Genomic DNA, 11,094 nt, shown 5'->3' with positions numbered 1-11,094 from the left:
CTTATAATCTAGCAGTTTTAGCAGAGTACAAGGATGAACCCATGGAAAAAAGGCTAAGTGTCCATAAACTGGTGCATTACAACCTTAATGAGCAGTTCTATTATGGAGATTTTTTTGTCTGTGCCTCGGAAAGACAAAGGGATTTCTGGCTGGGGATGGCTGCCGCCCTTAACCGGGTAAACCCTTATACCTACAACCAGGACCCTACTTTAAAGAAGATGATGGATGTGGTCCCCTTTGGCCTGCCGGCCCAAAAACCCCTGCATACCAAACAGGTGCTAAAGGGGGTAGTGCCGGGTATAGGTGCCAATGATTTTGTGGTGCTGTGGGGAGGGGGCATCTACAATTGGTTTGACCCCATAACCCTGATAAAAGCCATGGCCCTACTCAAAGAAAAAAGGCCGGATATAAAACTATATTTCCTGGGCTTAAAACACCCTAATCCAGAGGTAAGGGAGCTGCAGTTGGCCAACCAGACGGTAGAAATGGCCAAAAAGCTGGATGTATGTGATAAAAATGTTTTCTTTAATTATGGATGGGTAGACTATGAGCAGAGGCAAAACTACCTGCTGGAAGCAGATGTGGGCATAATTACCCATCCAGAGCAGATAGAAACCAGGTTTTCTTTCCGTACCAGGATGCTGGATTACCTATGGGCAGGCCTTCCCATTATCTCCACTGAAGGCGACAGCTTAAGCGAGTTAATTGAAAAAAAGGATTTGGGCCTGGTAGTAAAGCCGGAAGATGCCCAAAACTTGGCCTTGGCCATAGAGAGGCTGGCTGATGATAAGCAGTTTTATAGCCAATGCCAGGAAAACATAGAGATGGAAGCTGGCCAGTATCAATGGGATAAGATATGCAAGCCATTAATAGATTTTTGCCGGGATCCGGTATTTAGTGCGGTAAGAAAAAAAGTAGATGGCAGCGCAGCTGACCCAGCTTCCAGCCATAACCGGAGCAAGGGTTACCTGGCAGGCCGGTTTATGCACCATTTCTTTAGAAGCCCCAGGCAGAGTTTCAGATATCTTAGTAATTATATGCACAGCAGATAAATAGAAATTTATGGTCAGCAATAAGATAAAAACCATCCTGAAAATAATCAATGTAGTGGTAGTGGTAGGATTTGGCCTGTTTTTAATCTGGTACCTGCTTAGCAAGATAGAAATTGCCTCCATAGGGCAGGCCTTCCTAAACAGCTACAAGCCAACCATGATACTGGGACTGACCATGATGTTTTTTGACGGTTTCTTAAGGGGATACCGTACCAAGATACTGCTGGGTTCAGAAAGAATCAGGATGCTGGACCTCTTTTTTGTCTCCCATATCAGGAATGCTTTCAATATGGTGCTTCCAGCCAGAACCGGGGAGCTTTCCTATGTGTATGTGCTCAAAAGGAAATTTAAATACCCGGTAGAGGTGGGAGTATCCACCCTGGCCGTAGCACTGGTATTTGATATGGTGATCGTGTTTTCCCTGATTATAATATCTATAATTATAGTAGGTATTAACCGTTATTCAGTATCATCTACTACTGTAATTTTGGTAGCAGCTGCCTTGCTGGCAGTATCTCTTCTAATTTTGTTTTTCCTGTCTAAAATTATAGGGTTGGTAATTACATTGCTCAAATGGGTTTTTACCCGTACACACTGGGAACGGGTAAAATTTATTGATTATATTTTTCGTAAACTTGTAGGCATTAACAAAAACATAGAAATAATACAGGGAAGAAAGATATACACCAAGGTCTATATTTCATCAGTAGCCATAAGGCTGGTTAAGTTTTCCATTTACTATTTTATGATACACTCCTTAATGAAGCCTATGGGCTATGGGTTTGGCCAGCTTAACTATTGGGTAATCTTTTTAGCTACTGCTGCTGCAGAAATATCTGCGGTACTTCCTACCCATGCCTTGGCCGGCCTGGGAACCTATGAATTTGCCTTTGTGTCGGTACTAACCATGCTTGGTTTTCAGGAAAATATTGCCATAATAGTGGGTTTCAATTACCATATTATAAATTTGGTATTTACAGTAATGGTGGGCATATTATCAATTATTATCATAGTTATGCCCTTTTATAAAATTAGGAAGATAGGCCTAGATGAGGATACTGATAACCGGGAGTAAGGGTCAGCTGGGCAGCCAGCTGTTAAAATTGGCGGGGCCCCAGCATGAGCTGTTTGGATATGACCTGGATATGGATATCACCCAGCCGGAACAGATAAAGGCAGAGTTTTTAAAGGTTAAGCCCCAGGTAGTTATACATTGTGCTGCCTACACTGATGTAGACGGCTGTGAGGAAAATATAGAGCTTGCTTACCAAATAAACACCAGGGGCACGGAGAACCTGGCCCGGGAGGCCAAAAAATATGGGGCGGATTTCCTGTTTATCTCCAGCGATTATGTATTTGACGGTATAAAGAAAACTCCCTACCTGGAAACAGATAAGCCCAACCCTTTAAGTGTATACGGGGATTCCAAATATCGAGCAGAGCAGCTGGTACAACAGATAACCAGCCAGCACTATATAGTCAGGACTACCGGGGTATACAGTATATACGGCAAGAACTTTGTAGACACTGTAATTAAAGCTGCCCGCTGCAGCAGCAACCTATCCATGGTAGATGACCAGATATGCACTCCCACCTTCAGTTTAGACCTGGCCCGCTGTATTTACAGCTTAATAGACAGCAGGCTTTACGGCCTATACCATGCTACCAATAGCGGCCAATGTTCCTGGTACCAGTTTACCCTGCAAATATTTGATATCATGAAAATAGAAGTTGATTTAAATCCAGTAAAGAGCAGTAAGCTGTCCCGCAAGGCTAAAAGGCCGGCTTATTCCGTACTGGAAAACGCTAATCTGGAAAAAAACCAGATATGTTTTATGCGTCCCTGGCAAGAGGCATTAGAAGATTTCTTGTCCAACCATTATCAAGCCAAGTCTTAAAGTGATATGGCTAAGCTAAGCAAAGCTGCAGGTGCTTCTATCCGTATAGCGGTAAGCGCTGCCCTTATAGCTTTTCTTATCTACAGGAACTGGGATAATTTTAAGCTTATGGGCCAGCAGCTGCAGAGCATAAACCTACTGCTGGCCATACTGGCGGTGGCCGTCTATTTTTTAGGCATCGCCGGCATGGTATTCAGGTGGGGAGTTCTGCTAAGGGCCCAAGGCATAGTGATCCACCGGGGGTTTTTACTGCAGTCGGTAATGATCGGCTTTTTCTACAATAATATATTGCCTACCAGTATTGGGGGAGATGCCTACCGGGTTTATGACTTATACCGGAACAAGGGGGTAGGGGTGGCTCCCATGGTATCCACGGTGGTTTTAGAAAGGGCAATGGGTACCCTGACCGGAGCTATTTTTTTGGTGTTCTCTTTCGGGTTTGGAATGTACAGGATGATAAGCTCTGGCATGGTGCTGAGCTTAATCATAGTAATGGTGCTGCTGATATTGCTGGTAGTAATGCTGATTAACCCCTATTTTTTTAAGATTAACCGCTTGTTTGATAAATTCAGGTGGCTAAAAAAAATCAAGCCCAAGGTAAAGTCATTCCGGGATATACTGTTAAGTTATAAAGATAAAAAAAGCCACCTTGCCCTTTGTTTTGTTTATAGTGCAGTCATACAGATGCTTATAATAGTAAGCTATTGGCTCATAGCAGAAGCACTTTCTTTAAACATAGGGCTGACTTCCTTTTTGTTCATTGTGCCCTTCACTTCTATTGTGGCCAGCATACCAATCACCATAGGGGGGATAGGATTAAGGGAGAATGCCCTAGCCTTTCTGGTAGCGCTGTTTGGAGCCAGTGAAAGCCAGGCAGCACTGTTTTCATTTTTAATACTATTTATAATACTGTTTAACGCGCTGCTGGGGGGACTGGTATATCTGGCAAAAAATATATTTTTTAAATCCAGGGGTGTTATCTAAACAGGAATTCCAGATGGGTCTCTAAGTAAAGTCCAATGCCTTCACTATACCAGGGACTGCCTACCAGTTTTAAGAATAATATGATAGAGAAAGCGAAGATAAGGAAGAAAAACAGGTAATATAATGTTTTAAATAATACTGTTTTAAACATTTCTACTTTTCTGCTATTGTTATTAGGGTTATTATAATGGTAATAAATTTAAATGTATAGGTGATAGGGTGAGGGGATTTTTAATTTTTTTAAACCTGGTAGTACTGCTGTTTTACATGGCCTTGTTCATTTTTTTAGAGCCATTGTTTCAACTGGTAGAAGATTATGTGACCCTAACCCCATTGCTGGCCTCTTCCCTTAAGTTCTTTATGGTTATAGTAATTGGTTTCTGTATGGGAAACTTGACCCAGATTTTTACCAGAACTTCCTATGAAAGAACCCGCTGGGATATCAGGGGATTTGTTCTGCTATCCATTATACCGGCACTATTTTTAGTTATACTGGGCATAGGCCCGGTAATGGATATGATAACCAAACTGCCGGTAATCAGTAACAGCCCTTCCGAGTTTACCTATTACCTTATCTCTTCCAGGTACCTGTGGATATTATGGATAGGGATAAACCTGGGTGCATCTATAAAGTTTCCTCAAATCTACCGGCCTAAAAGGGCCAGAAACTTAGTTAAATAGTAAACATGTTCTAATTTACTGGCTGCTTAGACAGCAGCTTCTAAAACATCTCATATCTTTCTGTTAATAACTCCACTAATATACTTTTTTTGCCAGGCAGAACCATTAAACCGGATCCTTAAAAGGTCTTAACTCATGTTTAAAATAGCAAAGCTGCCGGGAATGCTTATATTCATTACCCTTATCTTGCCAGTGGTTAGGGGCAGCAATGGTTGCTTATTAGAAACTTGAATATCAAGTAACCGCTAATCGCAAAAACATCCCTGTTATGAAAAAAGGAATGGTAGGAAAATTAAAACTTATTATTTTGACCAGTTAGACACTTTAAACCGGTTATGAAATAATAATTTATAGGTTATTGTAATAATTATTATTAGGAAGGCGGTTGTGGCCATGATTGAGCTTAATGGAAAAGTAGTTATCATTACCGGTGCTGCTATGGGAATGGGTGCAGCCACGGCAGAGCTGATGGCTAAAGCTGGGGGCAAAATAGTGATTGCTGACTTTAATGAAGAAGAAGGCCGTAAACAAACCCAAAAAATTATAGATGAAGGGGGCGAAGCGGCTTTTGTTAAAGCCGATGTGTCTAAAGGAAAAGATGTGGAAGCCATGGTAAAATTTGCTGTGGATACTTATGGGCGTTTAGATGGAGCAATTAACAATGCAGCCCGAACCCCAGACGATAAACCTCTGGCTGATATGGACGAGCAGGAATTTGACGCTTTGATAGCGGTTGACCTAAAAGGGGTAGCCCTTTGCCTAAAATATGAAATCAGGCAAATGCTTAAACAAGGAACCGGCGGTTCCATAGTTAATACCTCCTCAGTTAGCGGAATCAGGCCTCAGCCCGGCACTCCAGTGTATGTAGCAGCCAAGCATGGGGTTATAGGCCTTACCAAACAGGCAGCCATGGATTATTCTCCGCAGGGCATCAGGATAAATTCAGTTGCCCCCGGGGCCATAGATACTCCTATGCTAAGAGGTGCATTAGAGCAATTTGGTTTTGATCCCGATGAATATGCCAAGAAATTAAGCATGTTGGGCCGTTTTGCTTCTGCCGATGAGGTTGCGGAAGCAAACTTGTGGCTTATATCAGACCTGTCATCTTATGTAACCGGTGCTGTCTATTCAGTAGATGGCGGTTATACCGCCATGTAAGTTAATTCAAGCTGGTGCCTAAAAACACAGGTACATATTTTGGAGTTAAGAGGCTTTCTGTTAAAGAAGGCCTCTTTTACAATCCGTGTTTACTGTTTGGGCATCCTGGTTTAGGCAGAGGTGCCGCTTAATATTTAATTGAACAGAAAACAGGGATCCTTGTAATTGGCTTCCGGGTCATTGAATATGTTAAATACGGATCCGTCTTCAAAAGAATAGATATAAATCTGCTCTCTTCCACTAACATCAGAATCAAAGCCTATGTATTTGCCGTCAGGAGAATAAACAGGATGGGTATTGGTAGCTCCGTTAGCAGTAATCTGGGCCAGTACCTTGCCGCTTATATCCATGATAAATACTTCACCATTGCTGCCCAGGTATTTACTGAACACTATGGTCCTGCCGTCAGGGGCAAAGGAAGGTACCCGGTTTCTTTGTCCATCCTTGGTAATATACCGGATATTTTCCCCGTTGTAATCCATGATCTTTATATCTTCCTTAGTCCCTGATTCAAACAGCACCAAGGGACGGTAAGGATGACCGGCAGGATGCCAGTCATGGCTTTCCGTATTAGTGGTAAGCCTCTGGGGATTGCTGCCGTCTACCCCTACGCGGTAAACCTCCCATATTTCACCTACCCGGGATTCATAGAACAGGTACTGGCTGTCATGGGACCAGGCGGAATAGGCATTAAGGGTATTACTGTCTGTTATTTGCCTGAGGTCAGAACCATCAGTATTGATTATAAATACCTGCCATAAGCCATTTACCTCGGAGGTAAAGGCTATCTGGCTGCCGTCAGGAGAAACATTGGGATAAAGGTCATCTACCCCATTACTGGTTAACTGTATTAAATTGCTTCCGTCCAGATTGGAAATATAGAGGTCAAAGTCACCGCCGTCACGGTCACTTACAAATACTACCTGCTTGTTGGCAAATTCCTGCTGGGGATAGAAACTATCAGGATTATTGATATAGAAACTGGCTCCCTTGATATTAATGGGGTCTCCCGGATTAATGGTAAAATCTTCTATATAGTTGTCTATCTCTAAAAATATATTGCTTTTAAAACCAGGGTCATAGATATAGACTTCAGATATTCTTTTCTGCCAGCTGCCGTCATTTTTCTGGCCATAGATATATAAATAATGCTTTTCATTAGCCCTTAATAGGGTGGTATCCCAGGCCACATTATACCCGGAAGGCCCAAACTGGCTACCAAATACTTCTGCCACATCACTCCTGCCGATAGAGCCGTAACCGGTATCACCCAGGTTAATCCCTGTCTCCATGGGGCCGTTTACCCATACCTGTATGTTTTGCAGACCGGTATTATCGGCAGCTTCAGGATCAAGGGCCCAGCCCTGCACTTCCAGCTGCCCAGGATTTATGATGGACAGGGGAGCAGGATTGTCCAAATTTATGCTTATATTTGTTTGGGGTTCATTACCCTTAACTATTATTTCCTTAATAACATAATCAGGATCCCCCTGATCGGTTATAGCGTATACAAACAGGGTATGCAAGCCGGGTTCCAGCTGGAGGCTGCTGCCGTCAATATTAAATTCAAAACCGGAGTTTAAAAAGTGGCTGCCGTATATATTCTGCATGTCTTCCCTTTCCAAATCCGGGGAAGTTTCACCTAAAAATATTCCCGAATCAGCAGGACCGTCTAGATAGAATTCAATTTTCTCAATATTCTGGGTGGGGGGCTGTTCTGGTTCCTTGCCTATTTCCGGATCTGCTTCTTCAGTAATCGGCCGTTCTGCCACCTCTACCCGGGAGCCGGCCTCTTCCTCTGCCTGTTGCTGTACCGGTTGGGTACGGGCAGATATGGCTCCTATAAATAGGCTTCCTACGAATATGAGTCCAATAACTAAAAATATAGCTAATATTATGGATACCGCTTTAATTTTAAATCTCTCCTTTATTTATTGCTGAAAACATATTTTATAATTATATCCCATATAATAAAATAGCTAAATAATCACCATTTAAGTATATGGCCCAGGTCATTGTTATAGGGATGGTACTGGTAGTTTAAAGAATCAGTAATTATATCCAGGTAAATGATGTCTTTAGCCTTTTTTACTGACTGGTAACAGTCTATTAAGCCCCATCCATAGTATATGTCTCTTCCAAATACTCCTTTATCCTGGGCAGTACTGATTAATATTTCCTCTATTTCCACATTGTTTAAAAAAGGATTGACAGAAAGCATCAAGGCTACTACTCCAGCAGCATGGGCACTGGACCAGGAAGTACCGGAAAAATTAGTCCAGTCGCCTTGGGTTTCAATGCCGGGAATATTATCGCAGGGGGCAGATATGAAGTTTAAATCATTATTGGTGCTGTTAAGGGAGTGGCTGCCCTGCCGGTTTACTCCGGCAATATTATATACCCCCCTTAGATAACCGGGGAACCGGTGGCTGTGATGCCTTCCTCTCCCCTGGGCTCCTATAAACATCTTTACCTGCTGGGAGTAGGAGGCCATAATCTGGCTTTGTACCGCATCTGCGTAATGGTCTGAAGGTTCGGGAGTAAGTATGGTAATAGGCATTAGTATTATATGGGCTCCCTGTTCGGCGGCAAAAGCTATGGCCCGGTCCAGCTGGCCTATATCATTTCCTTCCGGATCCAGTACCCGGGCAGTAATCAGGGATACTTCGGGGGCAATGGACAGCACTATACCGGCAGCAAAGGTGTCGTGGCCGTTTACATCCTCTATGTTTGGGCTTTGATTTACAAAATCCCAGGCAGCTACTATATTATCTTTTAGCTGGGGGTGCTCAGTATCTACTCCCCAGCCAATAATAGCCACCCTTATATCAGGATTGCCCTGGGTGATATCCCAGGAATGGCCTAGATTTATAAGGTCCAGGTTCCAGGCAGGCATAGATTCCTTTGGCTGCAGGCCAGGGCTTGGTGTATTATAGATAACACAAGCTAAACTAGAGCAAAGTATGACCACTAATATAAATATTAAAACTGATTTATATTTATACATAAAATGTATTATAATCTTGTAATTAGTATTTATTATTGTAAGCTACCACATAGAGATATATCAATAATTTTATTATAAATGGGAGAAAGTATAAAATGAGCGAGCCTTGGCAGCTTCAAATGTTTGAAAAATCCCTGAAAAAGAAGCAAAAATTTAATGCCTTGAAATCAATTATAGACATAAAAGAGGGGCACAGATGCATAGATATATGCACCGGGGACAACACGGGAGCCCTAAGCTATAGGTTAAGGGAGCTGGGCGGCAGCTGGTATACCGGGGATTTGGAGCCGGAAAACCAGGAGGTTATGAAAGAGCTTCTCCAAAAAGATGTTTACCTGCTGGATGCCCAAAAACTGGAATTTGATGACAGGTTTTTTGACCGGCTGGTAACCTTTGATGTACTGGAACATCTAGAAGATGAAAAGCCATTTTTAGCAGAGATATCCAGGGTGCTGAAAGATGACGGCAAAGCCTATATCACCGTTCCTGACCAGAGCCCCAAACTGCTGGCCAATAAGATAAAAAACCTGTTTGGGATGAGACCGGAAAAATACGGGCATAAAAGGCCGGGGTATAGAAAAAGGGAGCTGATAGAATTATTGGAGTCCAATGGGTTTGTGGTAACTAAAGCGATTACCTATGCCAAATTTTATACAGAGATGGTGGAGCTGGCTATAAACCTGGTATATATGCTGGGATCTAAAAAAAAGAAGGATGCGGAAGAAAAGCAGAGTATAGCCCCCACTTCCCAGGAAAAGCTGGGCACTTCCTACAAAATTTATTCCAAACTGTTTCCCCTGTTTAAATTGGTATCCAAACTGGACAAGCTGCTGGTATTAAGCCAGGGCTATAATGTTATAGTGGAAGTAGTAAAAAAGAAAAATACAGTAGTAACCGCCCCCCGGCAGAGGGAAGAAAAGGTACTGGTGACCGGAGGGGGAGGTTTTATAGGAAGCCATGTGGTAGAATACCTGCTGCGCCAGGGCTATTATGTGCGCACTATAGATATTGATACCTCTGACTTAAAATACCTGGAAGGAAACAGCAACCTGGAGGTAATAGAGGGCAACCTTATGGACAACCAGATTATAAGCGGGCTGGTACAAGACATTGATATAGTATACCACCTGGCCAGCTTGCACCTGTCTATTGCTTCCAGCGACCAGATGTACGCTGAAAACAATTATGGAGGCACCAAGCTGCTGTTAGAAGAAAGTCATCGCCAGGGTGTATCCCGGTTCGTGTATATAGGAACAGTAGGGGTAATGAAGGATATGGGAAGGGCTGCTGCCGATGAGGGTTCCCCCATAAACCCCACTACCATATATGAGAAGACTAAATGGATGGCAGAAAAATTTGTGACTGATTACTACCAGCAGACCCAGTATCCCATAACCATTGTGAGGCCTTCATTTGTATATGGGCCCCGATGCCCCCGTACCATAAAATTGTTTAAGAATATAAATAAGGGAAGGTTCTTCCTGGTAGGGGATGGCTCTACCTACCGGCAAAGCGCTTATGTAACCGATATGGCTGAAGGCATATGGCTGGCTTCCCAGAAAGAGGAAGCCATAGGGCAGGTATATGTAATCTCAGGAGATGAACAGACCACAGTAAAAGACCTGCTGGACGGTATATCAGAACTAACCGGGAAAAAGCTTTTGCCCTTTAGGATCCCTCCATTTGTAATGTATCCCTTAAGCGCCCTGGTGGAATTCGGGTTTAAAATTATAAAAAAGGAGCCTCCTTTTTCCAGAAGGAGCCTGCTCTTTTACTTAAATAATTATCTTTATGATATATCCAAGGCCAAGCGAGACCTGGGCTACCAGCCCCAGGTAAGCCTTAAGCAGGGACTTAAGCTTACCTACGACTGGATACTGGAAAACGGGATGCTGTATAAATAAAGAAGGTAGAAGATGGAAGAAAGAAATATTAAAAACAAGGAAAGGTTTGACCGTTGGGCCCAGACCTATGACACGGACAGGATAAGCTCCTGGTTCAGGCACGTACATCAAATAATGTTAAAACATATACAGCTAGCCAGCCATAAGGCTATCCTGGATGTAGGATGCGGCACCGGCAATGCATTAATACTTATGTCAGAGCAAAATCAGCAGGCCAAATATTATGGTATAGATCTTTCCAGCCAGATGATAGAGGTAGCAAAGCATAAGACCAAGGATTTGCCACAGTTTGAATTCAAAGCAGCAGATTCTGCAGCCATACCCTATGGGGATAATAGTTTTGATCTGGTAATAAGCAGCAATTCCTTTCATCATTATCCCCATCCAGTAAAAGTATTAAAAGAGATTAA

The 11,094-nt window shown here is 42.8% G+C and carries 10 protein-coding genes; 8 read left to right on the top strand and 2 right to left on the bottom strand.

Annotated elements, in window-relative coordinates; all coding sequences use genetic code 11:
• The 6 genes from PHN32_08580 to PHN32_08555 all read left to right on the top strand — a co-directional run.
• Positions 1-1,052: glycosyltransferase (locus PHN32_08580; GenBank protein ID MDD3777644.1), on the top strand; the 1,052-nt coding region annotated here is incomplete at its 5' end.
• 10 nt (positions 1,053-1,062) lie between these two features.
• Positions 1,063-2,127, top strand: a complete 1,065-nt coding sequence (locus tag PHN32_08575; protein MDD3777643.1) for a lysylphosphatidylglycerol synthase transmembrane domain-containing protein — start codon at positions 1,063-1,065, stop codon at positions 2,125-2,127.
• Complete coding sequence (gene rfbD, locus PHN32_08570; GenBank protein MDD3777642.1) at positions 2,102-2,950, top strand: dTDP-4-dehydrorhamnose reductase; 849 nt, start codon at positions 2,102-2,104, stop codon at positions 2,948-2,950. The genes PHN32_08575 and rfbD overlap by 26 nt, the downstream gene beginning before the upstream one ends.
• A gap of 6 nt (positions 2,951-2,956) precedes the next feature.
• Entirely contained in the window at positions 2,957-3,934 is a 978-nt protein-coding gene (locus tag PHN32_08565) for a lysylphosphatidylglycerol synthase transmembrane domain-containing protein (protein ID MDD3777641.1), read from the top strand.
• A gap of 219 nt (positions 3,935-4,153) precedes the next feature.
• Positions 4,154-4,615, top strand: a complete 462-nt coding sequence (locus PHN32_08560; protein ID MDD3777640.1) for a hypothetical protein — start codon at positions 4,154-4,156, stop codon at positions 4,613-4,615.
• Between the two features lie 393 nt (positions 4,616-5,008).
• Complete coding sequence (locus tag PHN32_08555; GenBank protein MDD3777639.1) at positions 5,009-5,773, top strand: SDR family oxidoreductase; 765 nt, start codon at positions 5,009-5,011, stop codon at positions 5,771-5,773.
• 134 nt (positions 5,774-5,907) lie between these two features.
• Here the strand turns inward: PHN32_08555 and PHN32_08550 are convergent, their stop codons facing one another.
• Positions 5,908-7,545 (bottom strand): hypothetical protein, encoded by a 1,638-nt coding sequence (locus PHN32_08550; GenBank protein MDD3777638.1) that lies wholly within the window; start codon positions 7,543-7,545, stop codon positions 5,908-5,910.
• A 215-nt stretch (positions 7,546-7,760) separates the two neighbouring features.
• A complete protein-coding gene (locus PHN32_08545; protein MDD3777637.1) occupies positions 7,761-8,669 on the bottom strand; it encodes a S8 family serine peptidase in 909 nt (302 codons plus the stop codon).
• A gap of 206 nt (positions 8,670-8,875) precedes the next feature.
• Here PHN32_08545 and PHN32_08540 point away from each other — a divergent pair, with 206 nt between their 5' ends.
• Entirely contained in the window at positions 8,876-10,684 is a 1,809-nt protein-coding gene (locus PHN32_08540; GenBank protein MDD3777636.1) for an NAD-dependent epimerase/dehydratase family protein, read from the top strand.
• Between the two features lie 12 nt (positions 10,685-10,696).
• The coding region (locus PHN32_08535) for a class I SAM-dependent methyltransferase (protein MDD3777635.1) at positions 10,697-11,094 on the top strand (398 nt) is incomplete at its 3' end.

Source organism: Actinomycetota bacterium, from assembly GCA_028698215.1.
Classification (GTDB): Bacteria; Actinomycetota; Humimicrobiia; order Humimicrobiales; family Humimicrobiaceae; genus Halolacustris.
Note: the sequence above shows the minus strand (reverse complement) of the source record. Positions and strands in the feature narration are given on the sequence as shown.